Origin of the sequence: Sphingomonas insulae, from assembly GCF_010450875.1 — a bacterium.
In the GTDB taxonomy this organism is placed as follows: domain Bacteria; phylum Pseudomonadota; class Alphaproteobacteria; order Sphingomonadales; family Sphingomonadaceae; genus Sphingomonas; species Sphingomonas insulae.
Genome location: NZ_CP048422.1, coordinates 2,893,749 through 2,910,603, shown reverse-complemented (window position 1 = coordinate 2,910,603; position 16,855 = coordinate 2,893,749). Strand labels below are relative to the sequence as shown.

Annotated in this window: 17 protein-coding genes and 1 other annotated feature; of the genes, 7 read left to right on the top strand and 10 right to left on the bottom strand. The window is 68.5% G+C overall.

Annotated features, from left to right (window positions below; genetic code table 11):
* Window positions 1–518: 518 nt before the first annotated feature.
* Window positions 519–1,883 (bottom strand): methyl-accepting chemotaxis protein, encoded by a 1,365-nt coding sequence (locus tag GTH33_RS15465; RefSeq protein ID WP_163959160.1) that lies wholly within the window; start codon window positions 1,881–1,883, stop codon window positions 519–521.
* Between the two features lie 19 nt (window positions 1,884–1,902).
* Window positions 1,903–3,264, bottom strand: coding sequence for a methyl-accepting chemotaxis protein (locus GTH33_RS15460; protein WP_243848124.1), 1,362 nt, complete (start codon window positions 3,262–3,264; stop codon window positions 1,903–1,905).
* A gap of 147 nt (window positions 3,265–3,411) precedes the next feature.
* On the opposite strand from GTH33_RS15460, the gene sdhC reads away from it, so the two are divergent.
* From sdhC to sdhA, 3 genes are read left to right on the top strand one after another with little or no spacing between them, the layout of a single operon-like run.
* Window positions 3,412–3,840 carry a succinate dehydrogenase, cytochrome b556 subunit gene (gene sdhC / locus GTH33_RS15455; RefSeq protein ID WP_163959159.1) on the top strand — a complete coding sequence of 143 codons (429 nt, stop codon included), beginning with the start codon at window positions 3,412–3,414 and terminating at the stop codon, window positions 3,838–3,840.
* The gene (sdhD, locus tag GTH33_RS15450) at window positions 3,840–4,223 is read left to right on the top strand and encodes a succinate dehydrogenase, hydrophobic membrane anchor protein (protein WP_163959158.1); all 384 of its coding nucleotides are present in this window, start codon (window positions 3,840–3,842) and stop codon (window positions 4,221–4,223) included. The genes sdhC and sdhD overlap by 1 nt, the downstream gene beginning before the upstream one ends.
* Entirely contained in the window at window positions 4,223–6,025 is a 1,803-nt protein-coding gene (sdhA, locus tag GTH33_RS15445) for a succinate dehydrogenase flavoprotein subunit (protein WP_163959157.1), read from the top strand. The genes sdhD and sdhA overlap by 1 nt, the downstream gene beginning before the upstream one ends.
* 393 nt (window positions 6,026–6,418) lie before the next feature.
* Here sdhA and GTH33_RS15440 read toward each other — a convergent pair whose 3' ends face one another.
* Window positions 6,419–7,888 (bottom strand): SulP family inorganic anion transporter, encoded by a 1,470-nt coding sequence (locus tag GTH33_RS15440; RefSeq protein ID WP_163959156.1) that lies wholly within the window; start codon window positions 7,886–7,888, stop codon window positions 6,419–6,421.
* A 76-nt stretch (window positions 7,889–7,964) separates the two neighbouring features.
* Window positions 7,965–8,020: a sequence feature (sul1 is cis-regulatory element that is thought to sense ions involved in sulfur or methionine metabolism; They are found in Alphaproteobacteria), on the bottom strand.
* Between the two features lie 459 nt (window positions 8,021–8,479).
* Between GTH33_RS15440 and GTH33_RS15435 the strand changes: the two genes are divergently transcribed.
* The 4 genes from GTH33_RS15435 (at window position 8,480) to hslU (ending at window position 11,551) form a co-directional block, all read left to right on the top strand.
* Window positions 8,480–9,019 carry a glycoside hydrolase family 108 protein gene (locus GTH33_RS15435; RefSeq protein ID WP_163959155.1) on the top strand — a complete coding sequence of 180 codons (540 nt, stop codon included), beginning with the start codon at window positions 8,480–8,482 and terminating at the stop codon, window positions 9,017–9,019.
* Entirely contained in the window at window positions 9,016–9,261 is a 246-nt protein-coding gene (locus GTH33_RS15430; protein ID WP_163959154.1) for a 3TM-type holin, read from the top strand. The genes GTH33_RS15435 and GTH33_RS15430 overlap by 4 nt, the downstream gene beginning before the upstream one ends.
* Before the next feature lie 375 nt (window positions 9,262–9,636).
* Window positions 9,637–10,182 (top strand): ATP-dependent protease subunit HslV, encoded by a 546-nt coding sequence (hslV, locus tag GTH33_RS15425; RefSeq protein WP_163959153.1) that lies wholly within the window; start codon window positions 9,637–9,639, stop codon window positions 10,180–10,182.
* Between the two features lie 76 nt (window positions 10,183–10,258).
* Complete coding sequence (gene hslU / locus GTH33_RS15420) at window positions 10,259–11,551, top strand: ATP-dependent protease ATPase subunit HslU (protein ID WP_163960136.1); 1,293 nt, start codon at window positions 10,259–10,261, stop codon at window positions 11,549–11,551.
* Window positions 11,552–11,671: 120 nt separating this feature from the next.
* On the opposite strand, the gene GTH33_RS15415 is transcribed toward hslU, so the two are convergent.
* From GTH33_RS15415 to GTH33_RS15385, 7 genes are all read right to left on the bottom strand, one after another.
* Window positions 11,672–12,655, bottom strand: coding sequence for a nucleotidyltransferase domain-containing protein (locus GTH33_RS15415; RefSeq protein ID WP_163959152.1), 984 nt, complete (start codon window positions 12,653–12,655; stop codon window positions 11,672–11,674).
* The gene (locus tag GTH33_RS15410) at window positions 12,640–13,494 is read right to left on the bottom strand and encodes an HprK-related kinase A (RefSeq protein ID WP_163959151.1); all 855 of its coding nucleotides are present in this window, start codon (window positions 13,492–13,494) and stop codon (window positions 12,640–12,642) included. Before GTH33_RS15410 ends, GTH33_RS15415 begins: the two co-directional genes overlap by 16 nt.
* A complete protein-coding gene (locus GTH33_RS15405) occupies window positions 13,491–13,757 on the bottom strand; it encodes an HPr-rel-A system PqqD family peptide chaperone (RefSeq protein ID WP_163959150.1) in 267 nt (88 codons plus the stop codon). The genes GTH33_RS15410 and GTH33_RS15405 overlap by 4 nt, the downstream gene beginning before the upstream one ends.
* 4 nt (window positions 13,758–13,761) lie before the next feature.
* A complete protein-coding gene (locus GTH33_RS15400) occupies window positions 13,762–14,184 on the bottom strand; it encodes a hypothetical protein (RefSeq protein ID WP_163959149.1) in 423 nt (140 codons plus the stop codon).
* 102 nt (window positions 14,185–14,286) lie between these two features.
* On the bottom strand, window positions 14,287–15,306 hold the full coding sequence (locus GTH33_RS15395) for a hypothetical protein (RefSeq protein ID WP_163959148.1): 1,020 nt from the start codon (window positions 15,304–15,306) through the stop codon (window positions 14,287–14,289).
* Between the two features lie 101 nt (window positions 15,307–15,407).
* A complete protein-coding gene (locus tag GTH33_RS15390; protein ID WP_163959147.1) occupies window positions 15,408–16,310 on the bottom strand; it encodes an SDR family NAD(P)-dependent oxidoreductase in 903 nt (300 codons plus the stop codon).
* Between the two features lie 92 nt (window positions 16,311–16,402).
* Complete coding sequence (locus tag GTH33_RS15385) at window positions 16,403–16,831, bottom strand: hypothetical protein (RefSeq protein WP_163959146.1); 429 nt, start codon at window positions 16,829–16,831, stop codon at window positions 16,403–16,405.
* Window positions 16,832–16,855: the final 24 nt, after the last annotated feature.

Here is a 16,855-nt window from a genome sequence, read left to right as displayed (position 1 = left end):
CCGACCGACCGGGCCGGCGGCCGGCCGTGACCTGGCGGTGAGCATTCTAGCGCGGATCGACATGCAGCCTTCTACCTCGCCGACGGAGACCGGGGCCCGGTTGTGGCAGGCTGGTGATGAGGCGCATTCCAGCGTCACACTTCTTTTCCAACTGGACCCCGGCCTTCGCCGGAAAAGCAAGCTGGTCCAAATGCCGTCTCGCGGTTGAATGTCGATCGGGCCTTAGCCGACGCTCGCCGAAAAGCTGTCCGCCGATGCGCGCAATTGCCTCAACCGATCGCCGACATCGGCGACGTCGGCGCCAAGGCTGTCGATCTCGCCCGCGACGGCCTGCGTGTTGGCTAGGTCGGATCGACATTCAGCCTGCTACCTCCCCGGCGAAGGGCGGGGCTCAGTTGGGCCAGTCAAATAATCAGGCGCATACCAGCGTCACAGCGGCTTTCCCAACCGGGCCCCGCCCTTCGCCGGGGAAGCAAGCTGGTCCAAATGCCGTCGCGCCTTTTGACTGTCGATCGGGCCTAGCCGACGCTCGCCGAAAAGCTGTCCGCCGATGCGCGCAATTGCCCCAGGCGGTCGCCGACATCGGCGACGTCGGCGCCAAGGCTGTCGATCTCGCCCGCGACGGCCTGCGTGTCGGCGCGGATCGCGTCGATCGTGTGGGACATCGAATCCGCCGCCAGCGCGGTCTCGTCGACCGCGGCGGTGATGGCGGTCACGGTATGCGCCTGTGCCTCCATCGCAAAGCGGATGCGGTCGGCGGACACCTGCACCTCGGCAACGGTATCCTTGATGCTGGCGTTGGTCGCCACGGTGGTGCGGGTCGCATGCTGGATCGCGGCGATCTTGGCGGCGATGTCGTCGGTCGCACGCGCGGTCTGGTTGGCGAGGCTCTTCACCTCCTGCGCCACCACGGCGAACCCGCGGCCGGCATCGCCTGCGCGCGCCGCCTCGATCGTGGCGTTGAGGGCGAGCAGGTTGGTCTGCCCGGCGATCGCGCGGATCAGGCCCAGGATCGATTCGATCGATTGCGCATGGTCGCTGAGCAATTCGCTCGCCCGCACGGCATCGCCGGCATGGTCCCTGGCACGCGATGCGATGGTGGCGGCTGAATCGACCTCGGTGCGGGCATCCTCGATCGCGCGGATCAGGCCGGCGGCGGTCTGTGCCGCTTCGCGCATCGCGACCGCGGATTGCTCGGCAGCGGCGGCGACCTCGCTCGCCTTGCCCAGCACGTCCCGCGTCGAGGCGGAGGCGATGTTGGCCTGCACGCGGATGCGCGCGCCCACCGTCGCAGCCCCTTCGATCGATGCTGCGATGCTTTCCCGGAACGCTGCCGATCGCGCCGCGCGTTCCTGCTGCGCGGCGTTCGCCTGCAAGGTCGCGAGGTGTCCGGTCATCAGATCCGATTCGACCAGTGCGATGCGCTGGACGGCATCGCACAGGCGCATCAGCCTGCGGGTGTCGCCGGCACAGCGCTGTTCCAGCGTCGCGACGGTGAAGCTGTGCGACTGCGCCAGCGCCGCCTGCAGGCTCTGCACCGACACGCCCGAACGGGTCGACTGTTCGGCATGCACGATCGCCACGCTGACCCATGCCTCGTCGAACGGCGCATTGTATTTGAGGAAGGCGTAGCGGGCACTGTCGCGCACGCGGCGCTGCAGCCGTTCGGTGTCGAACAGGTGGCGGATATGCCGCGCGCCGGGCAGTGCCAGATAATGCTGCCAGAACCGCGCCGCGATCTCGCGATAGTCATCCTCCCCGAGCAGCGAGCCGATATCCCGACAGGCATCGGCGATCAGCCTGTCCCAGTCGTAATCCCCCAGGTGCTCGACGATCGAGCGCCGGGCGGGCGTCATCGCGTGCAACAGCGTCGCGTCGGCCATGCGGTCATCCTCCAGGTCCTCACGCAGCAACCTTTGCGACGAATTCGCCGGCGCTGTTCTTGAGGGTGTTCAACCGTCCGTCCAGCCGGTCGAAGCCGCGGCCGACGCTGTCGATCTCGGCCGCCACCGTCTCGGTATCCTCGCGGATCGCGGCGATGGTGCTCGACATCGAATCGGCGGCGAGCGCGGTCTCGTCGACCGCGGCCGTGATCGCGGTGACCGTCTGCGCCTGTGCCTCCATCGCATAACGGATGCGGTCGGCGCTTTCCTGCACCTCGGTCACCGTCGTCTTGATGCTGGCGTTGGTGTCGACGGTCGACCGCGTGGCCGACTGGATGGAGGCGATCTTGGCGGCGATGTCGTCGGTCGCACGCGCGGTCTGGTTGGCGAGGCTCTTCACCTCCTGCGCCACCACGGCGAAACCGCGGCCGGCATCGCCCGCGCGCGCCGCCTCGATCGTGGCGTTGAGGGCGAGCAGGTTGGTCTGCCCGGCGATGTCGCGGATCAGGCCCAGGATCGATTCGATCGACTTGGCGTGATCGGACAGGGTTTCGGACATGCCGACCGCATTGGTCGCCTGCACGCTGGCGCGGCTGGCGATCTCGGCGGCGGCCTCCACCTCGGTGCGGGCATCCTCGATCGCGCGGATCAGGCCGGCGGCGGTCTGTGCCGCTTCGCGCATGGCGACTGCGGATTGCTCGGCGGCGGCGGCGACCTCGCTCGCCTTGCCCAGCATGCCGCGTGCCGAACCCGAACTGCGCTCCGCCTGGCCTCGCAGGGCATGGCCCTCGTCGGTCGCGGTCTCCACCGCGGTCGCGATGCGTTCACGAAATTCGGTCGCCAGGCGTTCGCGGTCGATGCGCGCATTGTGATCGACGAAGCCGGCGAACAGTTCGACGGTCAGTTCGGTTTCCATGCCGAACAATCGCATCAGCGCATCGACCAGCCCGGCGTGGCGCGGATCGTCGGCCGGCACGCGCGCCATCAGCGCCTTCAGCGCGGCGCGGTCGCTGGCGCAGGACATCGCCAGCACCTCCATGGTCGATACGCCGGCGGCATAAGCGGCGGACACCGATCGTTCGAGCGATTCCACCCACGCCCGCCCGTCCAGATGGCAGCAGCGGTTGCGCAGATAGGTGATGCCGGCGCCGATCCGCCGCTCGTTCTCCAACGGCGTCCATTCGGCCGCGCCCGGATTGGCCCGGCGCCAGTGCGCCCAATAGGCCTCGACGATCTCGGGCGCATCGGGTTCGATGATCGCCCACAGATCGGCCGCCTGCGCGAGCAGCGTGTTCTCGCCGCCGTCGAACGCGGCGATGCGGCTCTTGAGGTCCACGGCGGCCGCGATGCTGGTCGGCGTGGGCAGGACGATATCGGACAAGTGCGTCTCCGGCGGTCAACAGGCGTAAGCGTCTGCGTGGTGGTAACCGTCACTGGTTAATGGGGGGTTAGAAGCGGATGCCACGGGTTGCATCGCAGCACGGTCGGCCTAATAGGCAATGCATTCGATCTTGCCCGAGGACCGTTCATGGCATCCCGTAACCCGGCGCGTCCGCGCAGCCCGCATCTCTTTTCGGGCTTCCTGAAGCTCCACTACAGCTGGGGGCCGCACATGCTGGTCTCCATCCTCCACCGCGCGACCGGTTCGGGCATGGCGACCGTCGGCACCGTCCTGCTGGTCTGGTGGCTCGCCGCGATCGCCGCGGGGGCAGAGGCATATGCGACCTTCCTGAACGTGTTCACCACCTCTGCCGGCAATCTCAACGTGATCGGCTGGATCGTCGGCCTCGGCATCACCTATGCATTCTTCACGCACATGCTGAACGGCGTCCGCCACCTCGTCATGGACGCAGGCGCGGCATTCGAATTGAAGCGCAACAAGATGTTCAGCCTGATCGTGATCGCCGGCGGCTTCGTGCTGACCGCGGCGTTCTGGCTCTACCTGGGGATGAAGTAATGGGATCGGGCACCAGCATCGGCCGCGTCCGCGGCCTCGGCAGCGCCAAGGAGGGCGCGCATCATTGGTGGCGCCAGCGCGTCACCGCCGGCTCCAACCTGTTCCTGACGCTCTGGTTCGTCTTCGCGATCCTGCGCATGCCGGGCTATGACTATGGCAGCGTCCACAGCTGGCTGCAGAACAGCTGGGCGGCGGTGCCGATGATCCTGCTGATCGTCTCGGTCTTCTATCACTTCCGCCTCGGGCTGCAGGTGGTGATCGAGGATTACCAGCATGGCGAAAAGCGGGTCGCCTACATGCTGCTGCTCAACTTCTTCACCGTCGCCACCGCCGCGACCGCCATCTTCGCGATCCTCAAGGTCGCCTTCGGAGCCGCCGCATAATGTCGGACGCTTACAAGATCATCGATCACACCTATGACGCCGTCGTCGTCGGCGCCGGCGGCTCGGGCCTGCGCGCCGTCATGGAATGCGCGCAGAACGGCCTGAAGACCGCCTGCATCACCAAGGTGTTCCCGACCCGCAGCCACACCGTCGCGGCGCAGGGCGGCATCGCCGCATCGCTCGGCAACATGGGTCCGGACCATTGGACCTGGCACATGTTCGACACCGTCAAGGGCTCCGACTGGCTCGGCGACCAGGACGCGATCGAGTACATGGTCCGCGAGGCGCCGGCCGCGGTGTACGAGCTGGAACATGCCGGCATGCCGTTCAGCCGCACGGACGAAGGGCGCATCTACCAGCGCCCGTTCGGCGGCATGATGCAGAACATGGGCGAAGGCCCGCCCGCGCAGCGCACCTGCGCCGCCGCCGACCGTACCGGTCATGCGATGCTGCACACCTTGTACCAGCAGAGCCTGCGCTACGACGCCGACTTCTATGTCGAATATTTCGCACTCGATCTCATCATGGAGAACGGCCAGTGCCGCGGCGTCGTGGCGCTGTGCATGGAGGATGGCTCGATTCATCGCTTCCGCAGCCACAATACCGTGCTGGCGACCGGCGGCTACGGCCGCTGCTATTTCTCCGCGACCTCGGCGCACACCTGCACCGGTGACGGCGGCGGCATGGTGCTGCGCGCTGGCCTGCCGCTGCAGGACATGGAATTCGTCCAGTTCCACCCGACCGGCATCTACGGTGCGGGCGTGCTCATCACCGAGGGTGCGCGCGGCGAGGGCGGCTATCTGACCAATTCCGAGGGCGAGCGCTTCATGGAGCGCTACGCCCCGTCGGCGAAGGACCTTGCCAGCCGCGACGTCGTGTCGCGGTCGATGGCGATGGAGATGCGCGAAGGACGCGGCGTCGGCAAGAACGGCGACCACATCTTCCTGCACCTCGACCATATCGATCCCAAGGTGCTGCACGAGCGGCTGCCGGGCATCACCGAGACGGGCAAGATCTTCGCCGGCGTCGACCTGACGCGCCAGCCGCTGCCGGTGACGCCGACCGTCCATTACAACATGGGCGGCATCCCGACCAACTTCCACGGCGAGGTCGTCAATCTCGTCGATGGCAACCCCGACACGGTCGTCCCCGGCCTGTTCGCGGTGGGCGAGGCAGCGTGCGTCTCGGTGCACGGCGCCAACCGCCTCGGCTCCAACTCGCTGATCGACCTCGTCGTGTTCGGCCGCGCGACCGGCAAGCGCATCGCCGACATCTGCAAGCCCAACGGCACGCACAATCCGCTGCCCAAGGGGTCGGAGGAGCTGTCGCTGACCCGTCTAGACAAGTTCCGCAACGCCGCCGGCGGCACCCCCACCGCAGAGATCCGCGGCGAGATGCAGCGCACGATGCAGAAGCATTGCGCGGTGTTCCGCGACAATGCGCTGCTGACCGAGGGCCAGTCGCTGATGAACGGCATCTACAAGAAGATGGCGGACGTGCAGGTCAACGATCGCAGCCTGATCTGGAACACGGACCTGATCGAGACGCTGGAGCTCGACAATCTGGTCGCGCAGGCGGTGGTGACGATCGATTCGGCGGCAAACCGCAAGGAATCGCGCGGCGCCCACGTCAACGAGGATCATCCCGATCGCGACGATGCGAACTGGATGAAGCACACGATCACGACCTTCACCGGCTGGGGCGGCGTCGGCGGCGCGACCGCGATCGATTACCGTCCGGTCCACGACTATACGCTCACCGACGACGTCGAGTACATCAAGCCGAAGAAGCGGGTGTATTGAGATCGTTCCGCCCCTCTCCCGCCTCGGCAGGAGAGGGGCTGCGCGCCCGGAAAGACGGCGCCGCTGCGCAGTAGCATGGGCGCCGCACGCCCAAAGCCGTCATGCCCGCGCAGGCGGGCATCCAGACTGGCGAACCTCACGGCTCCATCGCGAACGTGCGCACGTATGGGTTCCCGCCTGCGCGGGAATGACGAGTCCGCGGCTGAGGCTGGAATGTATCGACATTCAGCCTTCTACCCCTCGGCGGAGGCCGGGGCCCAGGTGGGACAGGCTGGTGATGAGGCGCATTCCACCGTCACGGTCGCTTTCCCGATTGGGCCCTGGCCTCCGCCGGGGAAGCTCGCCGGTCCAAATGCCGTCGCGCTGTTGAATGTCGATCCGACCTAGGCCCCATCACCCCATCACCAACGGCGCATGCCGGTCGACCAGCACGCTGCTCGCCGCGTTCAGGCCCACCACCTCCGCCGCGATGCCGTGGCTGCGCAGCTTGGCCACCACGTCCTCCAGCGCCGCCACGGCGGTGATGTCCCACAGATGCGCCGCGGTCAGGTCGATCCGCACCCGTGCCGCCTCGTCGCGCAGGTCGAATCGGTCGGCGAAGATTTCGGCACTCGCGAAGAACACCTGCCCGGACACGTCGTACGTCCGCGTGTCGTTGTCCGCGTCATAGCCGACCGCCACGTGCATCAGCCGCGTCACCTTGAACGCGAAGAACACGCCGCTCATCAGCACGCCGACGGCGACGCCCATCGACAGGTCGTGCGTTGCCACCGTCACCGCGACGGTCGCCAGCATCACCAGCCCCGATACCTTGGGGTGCCGCCCGAGATCGCGCAGCGATCCCCAGGCGAAGGTGCTGGCGGATACCATCACCATGATCGCGACCAGCGCCGCGACCGGCACCTGCGCCACCCACGGACGCAGCGGCACCATCACGACCAGCAGGAACACACCCGCCACCAGCGTCGACAGCCGCCCGCGCCCGCCATAGCGGACGTTGCCGACGGTCTGCCCGATCATGCCGCACCCCGCGATCCCGCCGAACATCCCTGCGGCGACGTTGGCGAGGCCCAGCCCGGTGCATTCACGTGGCCCGTCGCTGTTGCTCTCGGTCAGTTCGTCGACCACCCTTGCCGTCATCATCGATTCGAGCAGGCCCACCGCCGCCATCGCCAGCGCATAGGGCGCGATGATGCTCAGCGTCCGCCATTCCAGCGGCAGCGACGGCCATGCGAGATGGGGTAGCGACGCCGGTAGCCGGCCGAGGTCGGCGACGGTGCGCAACGGCATCGGAAACGCGATGCTGATCGCGGTCAGCACGACGATGCAGATCAATGGCGACGGGATGGCGGTGGTCAGCCGCGGCACCAGATAGATGATCGCGAGGCCCAGCGCGATCATCGCATAGGTGTGCCAGTCGACACCGACCAGCTGCGGCACCTGCGCGGAAAAGATCAGGATCGCCAATGCGTTGACGAAGCCTGTTCGCACCGACTTCGATACGAAGCGCATCAGCACGTCGAGCCTTAGCAACCCGAAGACGATCTGGAACACGCCCGCCAGCATCGTCGCACCCAGCAGATAGGACAGGCCGTGGCTGTGGACCAGCGCCGCGGCGACCAGCGCCACCGATCCTGCCGCGCCGGAGATCATCGCCGGCCGCCCGCCGAAGATCGCGATGACGATACCGATGACGAACGAGGCGAACAGGCCGACTTGCGGATCGATGCCGGCGACGAAGGAAAAGGCGATGACCTCGGGGATCAGCGCAAAGGTGCCGACCATGCCGGCAAGCACGTCGCGCCGCGCCGCGGCGGCACCGCCATACCATTCGGCCCGATAGCGGGAGAGGGAGGATGTCATGAAAGGGGGTCCGCATTGACCGCCGCGACGGGCATCGCGCGATCGGGCGCGACGGAGGGATGTCGGGGTCGGTTTACGTTGTCCGGCGGATCGGCGGCCGGAATAGCCACCCGGATTTGCACCGGGTCCATGCGATTGCCCGCGCAATACCGATAAACATGCTGCGGTGCAACGGGGAGGGGAGGGCGGCAGTATACGAGGGTAAGCGAGGGCTAGGCGGCCGGCAGGCGCTGGCCTGAACCGCGCCTCATCCGCGTCATTGCGAGCGCAGCGAAGCAATCCAGGGTCGGACCAGGGCGCACTGGATTGCTTCGCTGCGCTCGCAATGACGGATGGTGGGCTGGCCGCGCCGCGACCAGCCAATATCCCCCCGTCGCCCCTCACCGGCTCCGAAGCGCACCGCGTCGCACCACCTACCTTCGCCGACTCGCGACGCAACGGCGGATCGAACGCGTGCCCGTTGGACGCCGCCGCCCCTCACACTCCGGCAAATCGCTCTCAAACCACCACGAACCCGCCGCCGAAAAATCGCGCTGTCCTATCGGGATCGGCCGTGATCCTTCGCGACGCTAACCGCAGGGGGACACGATCATGCCCATCACCACGCTCATCGACCAGCTCATCGCGCGCGAGGGGGGCTTCGTCGAGCATCCTGCCGATCGCGGGGGCGCCACCTGCTGGGGCATCACCACCGCGGTCGCCCGCGCCAACGGCTATCATGGCCCGATCCGCGACATGCCGCGCACCGTCGCGGCGACGATCTATGCCGCGGTATACTGGCGCGCGCCGGGGTTCGACCGGGTCGCGGCACGCGCGCCCGGCCTGGCGGCGGAATTGTTCGACACCGGCGTCAACATGGGGACGGGCGTCGCCATCGGTTTCCTGCAACGCGCGCTCAATGCCCTCAATCGCGGCGCCAGCGACTATGCCGACCTGCCGCTCGACGGCGCGATCGGGCCACGCACGCTCGGCGCGCTGGACGCGTTCCTCGCCCGGCGCGGCAGGGCGGGGGAGGCGGTGCTGGTCAAGGCGGTCGACGCCCTTCAGGGCGAACGCTACCTCAGCCTCGCCGAGCGCCGCCCCGCCAACGAAGCCTTCCTGTACGGCTGGCTGGCGGGGCGGATCGCATGACGCCCGATCCCTGGGTACGGCGCGCCCGACCGGCGTTCCTCTACGTCATGTACCTGCTGCTGCTCTGGTCGATCCCGATGAGCCTGATCGCCGCGATCAGCCCCGCGACCGCCACCGCGATGGCGCGTGGCATGGGCGCCTATCTGTCGGCGATCCCCGAACCGCTCTACGCTTTGTTCGGCACCGGATACCTCGGCTACACCGCGGCGCGGGCATGGGGGAAGGTGCGCGGGGTGGAATGAGGATGCGCGAGGAGGGTGCGATCGCGCGAAGCCGCGAAGCCGCAAAGAGAAGATGTGTGCACGCGGAGGCGCGGAGGCGCGGAGAAGAAGAGGCACAGGGGGGGCATAGCGCCGCAGGCTGGCTTCCGATCCCTCCCGGACGCGTGAATAAGGGACGGCGGCTGCGCCGCGCATGACACCTCCACGTCCTCTGCACCGTATCGCTTCTCTTTGCGGCTTCGCGTCGTCGCGCGAAAACCCCTTCTTCTCCGCGCCTCCGCGCCTCCGCGTGAACCCAACCTGCTCCCGCCGCACCCACCTCCGCACGGCGACCCTTTGCACCGGCCCCACCGCCACCCTACATCGCGCGTCATGAGCGGGAACGATCCACATTCCATGCCGGTCTGGCATGGCACCACCATTCTGTCGGTCAGGCGCAACGGCAAGGTCGTCGTCATCGGCGACGGCCAGGTCTCGATGGGCCAGACGGTCATGAAACCCAATGCGAAGAAGGTCCGCCGTCTCGGCGCCGACGGGCAGGTGATCGGCGGTTTCGCCGGCGCTACCGCCGATGCCTTCACGCTGTTCGAACGGCTGGAGGCGAAGCTGGAACGCCATCAGGGTAAGCTAATGCGCGCCGCGGTCGAACTGGCGAAGGACTGGCGCACCGACAAGTTCCTCCGCAATCTGGAAGCGATGATGATCGTCGCCGACAAGGACGTGACGCTGATCCTCACCGGCAACGGCGACGTGCTGGAGCCGGAGAACGGCGTCGCCGCGATCGGTTCGGGCGGCAATTACGCGCTCGCCGCCGCCCGCGCGCTGGTCGATTACGAAGCGGACGCCGAAACGGTGTGCCGCAAGGCGATGGCGATCGCGGCGGAGGTGTGCGTCTACACCAACGATCGCACCACGATCGAGGTCATGGACAGCACCGGCTGATCCTCTCCACAACCAAGACTTTCGTGACTTTCCAACCTTTCCCGGCACCACGTCACGGTCGGTGCGCAAGGACGATATGAACCAGAACCTGACCCCCAAGGCGATCGTCGCCGCGCTCGATGCGCACATCATCGGACAGGCCGATGCGAAGCGCGCCGTCGCCGTCGCGATGCGCAACCGCTGGCGCCGGCAGCAGCTGTCCGCCGACCTACGCGACGAGGTGACGCCCAAGAACATCCTGATGATCGGGCCGACGGGGTGCGGCAAGACCGAGATCAGCCGCCGCCTCGCCAAGCTGGCCGACGCGCCGTTCGTGAAGGTCGAGGCGACCAAGTTCACCGAGGTCGGCTATGTCGGGCGTGACGTCGAACAGATCGCCCGCGACCTGGTCGAGGAAGCGATCCGGCTGGAAAAGGAACGCCGCCGCGTCGCGGTGAAGGACAAGGCCGAGGAGGCGGCGATGAAGCGCCTGCTCGACGCGCTCGTCGGCAAGGACAGCAGCCAGGCGACGCGCGAAAGCTTCAAGCAGCGCTTCGCCGACGGTCATCTCGATGCGACCGAGATCGAGATCGAGCTGGAACAGGCCCCCGCCATGCCGTTCGAGGTGCCGGGCGCCGGCCCGCAGATGATCAACCTCGGCGAGATGATGAAGTCGTTCGGCGGCGGCCAGCAGTTGAAGCGCCGCAAGCTGACCGTCCGCGCCGCCTGGGACAAGCTGGTCGAGGAAGAGGCCGACAAGCGCCTCGACCAGGACGAGGTCAGCCGCACCGCGCTGGCCGATGCCGAGGCGAACGGCATCGTCTTCCTCGACGAGATCGACAAGATCGCGGTCAGCGACGTGCGCGGCGGTTCGGTCAGCCGCGAGGGCGTGCAGCGCGACCTGCTGCCGCTGATCGAGGGGACCACCGTCTCGACCAAATACGGGCCGATGAAGACCGACCACATCCTCTTCATCGCCAGCGGCGCGTTCCACGTCGCCAAGCCGTCCGACCTGCTGCCCGAACTCCAGGGCCGTCTGCCGATCCGTGTCGAGCTGAAGGGGCTGACCGAGGAGGACTTCATCGCGATCCTGTCGGACACCAAGGCCTCGCTGCCCGCGCAATACAAGGCGCTGCTGGCGACCGAGGGTGCGCAGGTGGAATTCACCGAAGACGGCATCGCCGCCATCGCGCGCATTGCCGCCGAGGTGAACGGACAGGTCGAGAATATCGGCGCCCGCCGTCTCCAGACGGTGATGGAAAAGCTGCTGGAGGAGGTGAGCTTCGACGCCGAGGATCGCACCGAGAGCGTCACCGTCGATGCCGCCTACGTCGACCGGCAGCTCGCCGGCATCGCCCGCGACACCGACCTCAGCCGCTTCGTGCTGTAGGGCGGCGCAATCGCGCGCGCGGCGAAGCAATCCCAAGCGTCCTGACCGGACGCCGCCTCGCCCGGCAGCGTTCATCACCAAGGCCCGCAGCCAGCCTCAAGCCCGCCACGCCCGCCACCGCTACGCCCGCCGCCACTTCGTCCACAGGTGCCGCGCAAGCATCGCCGGCGGCATCCGCAGCCAATGCGACCGGATGTAGAAGGCAAGGCGGGTGAACGGCCGGATCGGCCGCCCCCAATCGTCGCGGGCCAGCACGCGGCGCAGGTAGAGGACGTCCGCCCACCGTGCCGGCATCTCGGGCACCGGCGTTCCGAACAGGCGGCGGACCAGGCGCAACGCACGATCGACCTCCCGCGACAGGCCATGGTGGCGCGCCCGCGCGGCGAGGCCGTCGATGCCATGATCCTCGATCAGGCAATGGATGTCCCACAGGTTGCGCAAGGCCCCGGCAAGGTCGCCGTCGGCCAGCAGATGCGCGGCGGCATGGACCAGCATGTCGTTCGGCGACGGCACCGACAGGGCGTTGCCCAGCGGTTGCGCATCGGCGATCAGCGCGGCGGCATCGGGGGTGATGCGCGCGGTCGGCGGCAGGATGGTGTGATGGACGTCGATCATCCGGTCGCGCTCGCGGTGGATCAGCGGCGGCAGCTCGTGCATCCAGCGCCGGTAATAGGCATCGTCATACGGGTCCGGCTTCACCCATTCCCATCCCGCCGCCAGCAGCGCCGCCTCGACGGCATCCAGCGACCCGCGTGGCACCAGGATGTCGAGGTCGCCGATCGACCGGCCGCGCCCCGCCGTCAGCCCCGCCGCGACGAAGGCGGTGCCCTTCAGCAGCAGCACCGGACAATCGAGCGGCGCCAGCGCCCGTCGCGCCATCTCCGCCTCCCACAATGCGGCACGGCGCCCGTTCTCCGCCGCGGCGCGCGCATCCGCCAGCAGCAGCGCCACGTCCTCGGGCAGCGGCAGCCCGTCGAGCCGATAGGCGAGGGTGCCGAGCAGCAGCTCAGCCCTGGCGGTGGTGATCAGCCCCACCCAATCGGTGTCGAGCGTCAGCGACTGCGGGTCGGCCAGCGCGCGGGCGAGGATCAGAGCGTCCGCCACAGCGCCTCCACCTGCGCCACCGCCGCGGCACCGTCGGGATAGTCGATCGCATGCGCCGGCGTCGATCGCACCAGTTGGCAGAGTGCGCCGAACCCGGCCTCGCCCATCGCGACGTAATTGGTCGATGCCTGCGTCAGCCGCACGAACGATTCGCTGGCGCGCACCGGCGTGGTGGCGGCGGCGAAGCCGAAGCGCGGGTAGAGCAGCAGGGCGGGGCGGGCGGGTTCGTCCATCGCGCCCACCGCCAGCCCGTCGGGCACCATGTGGCGGATGTCGCCCTTGGGCGTACCGGCAAGCAGCGGCCCGAACCGCGCATCCGGCCGCGCCGCCATCGCCGCGGCGATCCCGGCATTCTTCAGGCTGATGAGCCGGGGAAAGGCGTGGACCAGCCCGGTGTCGGGGTCGACCAGCGCGAACTCGTCGCCCATGAATCGCCACCCTCGCGCCGCCAGCAGCGTGGCGAGCGTCGACTTGCCCGCGCCCGATTCGCCGGTCATCAGCACCGCGCGCCCGTCACGCTCGACGCACGAGGCGTGGAGCAACAGATAGCGCCGCCCGCCCAGCGCCAGTTGCAGGTTCATCGCCATCTCGGCGGCGAGCAGCCCCTGCGCCAGCGGCAACGGTGCCGCCTCCGGCAGCATATTGTCCCCGGCGAGGCGGATCGACGGGCGGACCCAGCGCCGCCACGGCCGCGTCGCTTCCAGCCGCACGGTGAAATCGGGCAGGTTGGGCGAGGGGTAGTAACGGTACAACTCGCGCAGCTGGTCGATCGGCGCGCGCCAGTCGCTGCCGATGCGAAACCCGATCGGCCCGATCCGTACCGAAAAGGCGTGCCTCATGCCGCCTCGATCAGGCCCGCGACGACCAGCTCGTCGAGGCGGGCGGCCAGCGCTTCGTCATCGGCATCGGCCAGGTCGAACGTCGCGGCCAGGGTGGCGAGCAGCGCCGGCCTGTCGAGCGGCCCATCCGCCAGCGCCGCCAGGATCTCCGGCGCCGGACTGGCGAGCAGATGGGTGATGCCGGAAGGGCGGTGGAACACGGCGGTGAACGCATCGAGGTCCGCGGTCAGCAACGCCTCGGCCGGCGGGGCGCGATAGCGCACCGGCTCAGGCGCGCGGCATCTGCAACGAGGCGAAGCAGGTGAAGCCGCCCTGGCCGCGTTGCAGGCGGCGGATGTAGCTGACGTAGGCGCGGTTGCTCTCGTACGTCGTGCCGGGCAACTGGCTGCCGGCGAGCGCCCGTTTCACCTCTTCGCCCTTGAACGGGCGCGATGCCGGCGGGAATGCGCCCTTGGTGCCGGCCGCGACGACGTTGCCGGCCGGATCGATGAACTGCCCGGCACGCGCTATGTCCGGCACCGGGATCTCGCACGTCATCACCGACCCCGCGGTCTGCGCCAGGGCCGGGCGGATCGACACGACCGCACCCGCCGTCACCGCGCCGAGTATCAGTACACGCCGCCGGGTCGGGATGGTCCCGTCCCTGGTCTGCGCTTCGTCGTGGCCGTCGGTCGGCGTCGCGTCGTTCATAAAACCCCTGCTAGCGCATGCTGAGTTTCACATTCGCTAACCACTGGCAAGCGCGACGCACGTGTCGTTGCGGGACGACCCCCGCCGGCCGGTCCCGACCGCTCAGGCGGCGACCGGCAGGCTGCGGCGCCACGATGGCGCCAGGGCGTTGACGACGGCCCGGCGCATCGGCTGCCAGAAGGCGGACAGGCACAGCAATGCCGATCCGATGACGAAGGCGGTGAGCGCGGCGCCAAGCTCGATCGCCCCGGCGCTGCGGAACAGCGCGTACAGGGCGGCCAGGACATAGGCGAGGCCGCTGACCAGCAAGGCGCGCCGGTCGACCGCCAGCGCGATGCCGGCGAAACAGACGTAGAGCGCCAGCACCACCGCCGCCATGCCGGCGCCGATCTCGCCCCGGAACACGCCCAGCATCTGGAAGATCGAATGCGCGATCATCGGTGCGGCGACGAGGTGCAGCCAGAATGCGACGTCCGATCGGCGCGTCTGGCGCCGCGTGTCGCTCATGTCCCATCGCATCGCGGTGGCGAACACGCCCAGGCCGCCGACCAGCAGCAGCGGCCACACCGTCTGCCCGACCGTCGGAAACGCCGCGACGACCAGTCCGATGGCGGTCCCGACCAGCGCCGCCGCGCCCGCAGCGACGGTGATCGGCACCATGAACCGTCGCCAATGCACCCACGCCGCCGCCGCCGAGCAAAAGGCGACGCCCGCCGCTGCCAGCGCCCCGGCGCGTCCGTCGATATGCGGGGCCACCGTTTCGACCAGCGCGTACAGCGCGCCGGCAATGCCGCCGACGAAGGCGATCAGTAGCAGGATACTGGGCAGCGCCATCCGGCGGCGCGCGGTGAAATATTCGGCAAGGCCCCACGCCGCCGCCGCGACCAGCACGCCGCCCGCGGCATAGGTGATCGACAGGCCGATCTGCCCCACCGCGACCAGCAGCAGCACCAGCGCGATCGATACGAAGATGTCGTTGAACCCGGTCAGCAGGCGGAAATGTTCTTCGTCCACCGCCGGACTTGCATGGCTGGACGCGACGTGCGCGCGCAACGCCGCCGCCGCATCGGCCGACAGCACCCCCGCGGTCACCGCGCCGTCGATGTCACTCTCGCTGTACATGGCGATCCTCCCCGTTTGAGTGGGGAGGTTACCATTCGTGTATTACGTAATCAATACACCTTCCGGCGCCACGCCCCTGCAGCGCGGCGGGGGACTCACCGTCAGCCGCCTTGCAGCAGCGTGCCGATGGTCATCGCCTGTTCGGCGCCCGTCTTGGGCACGATCTCTCCGGCACGATCGGTGATCGCGTCCCAATGCGCGGCGACGCCTTCCGGAGTCAGGTCGTCGCCGGTCAGCAACGCACCGCGGGTCAGCGTGACGTACGCGGCCTGGAACGCGCCCGCGCCGGCCCCGAGGATGACGTTGGTCGGCGCATTCTCGCTGACGAGGTACAGTGCCCCCGGTGCGACCTTCTCGGGCGCGAACGCCTCGAACGCCGCGGCGGGAAACAGGTCCTCGGTCATCCGCGTGCCCGCGGTCGGCGCGATCGTGTTGACGCGAATGTCGTTCCTAGCCCCCTCGATCGCCAGCGTCTTGGTGAGGCCGGCAAGCCCCATTTTGGCCGCGCCGTAATTCGCCTGGCCGAAATTGCCGAACAGGCCGGTGGACGATGCGGTCATCAGCACGCGGCCGTAATTCTGCTCGCGGAACGTCTCCCAGCACGCCTTGGTCGCGAACGCCGATCCCAGCAGGTGGACGCGGATAACGAATTCGAAATCCGCCGGGTCCATCTTGGCAAAGGTCTTGTCGCGCAGCACCCCGGCGTTGTTGATGAGGATGTGGACGCCGCCCCAGGCATCCCTGGCTCGTGCGACCATCTCGGTCATCTGGTCATAGTCGGCGACGCTGCCGCCGTTGGACATCGCCTCGCCGCCGGCGGCGCGAATCTCCTCGACGACCGCCAGCGCAGCGTCGGAATGGCCCGTCCCGTCGCGCGATCCGCCCAGATCGTTGACGACGACCTTCGCCCCGCGCCGCGCGAGTTCGAGCGCATAGTGACGGCCCAGGCCGCCGCCGGCGCCGGTGACGATCGCGACCTTGCCGTCGAAGCGGATAGCAGACATGAAAAAGGCGCTCCTGTTGCCATGGAGCGCCTTTTCCTAAACGGTCGGTAGCATCTGGCAACCGGTCATCCCGATTGCCGACGCGCGAGGGCTTACTTGCCGCCGCGCTGGATGCACTGGTCGTACTGACCCTTCTTGCAGACCGGATACTTGGCCAGCGGCGCCGGCGCCGGATAGGCTTGGTCGGGCGACGGAGCCGGACGGAACACCGGGGGCAGCGTCGCGCCGGGGGTGCCGCCGCTCAACGCCGAACCGGTCGGGGCATAGCCGCCGGCGGGCGTGCCCGATCCGGTCGTCATCGGTGCTGGCGTGGCGGCCTGCGGCATCGGTGCGGCGGCGGGGTCGGCCGGCATCGGTGCGGCGGCGGGATCGGCCGGTGCGGCGGCGGCGGGATCGGCGGGGGCCGGAGCGGCCGGGTCCTGCGCCGGTGCCGTCTGGGCATCGGCGGGGGCCGGCGGGGTCGTCTGTGCCATCACCGGGGCAGCGATCAGGGCCGTGGCGGCCAGCAGAATGAGCTTCATCGCGGATTCTCCTTTGAAATCTCA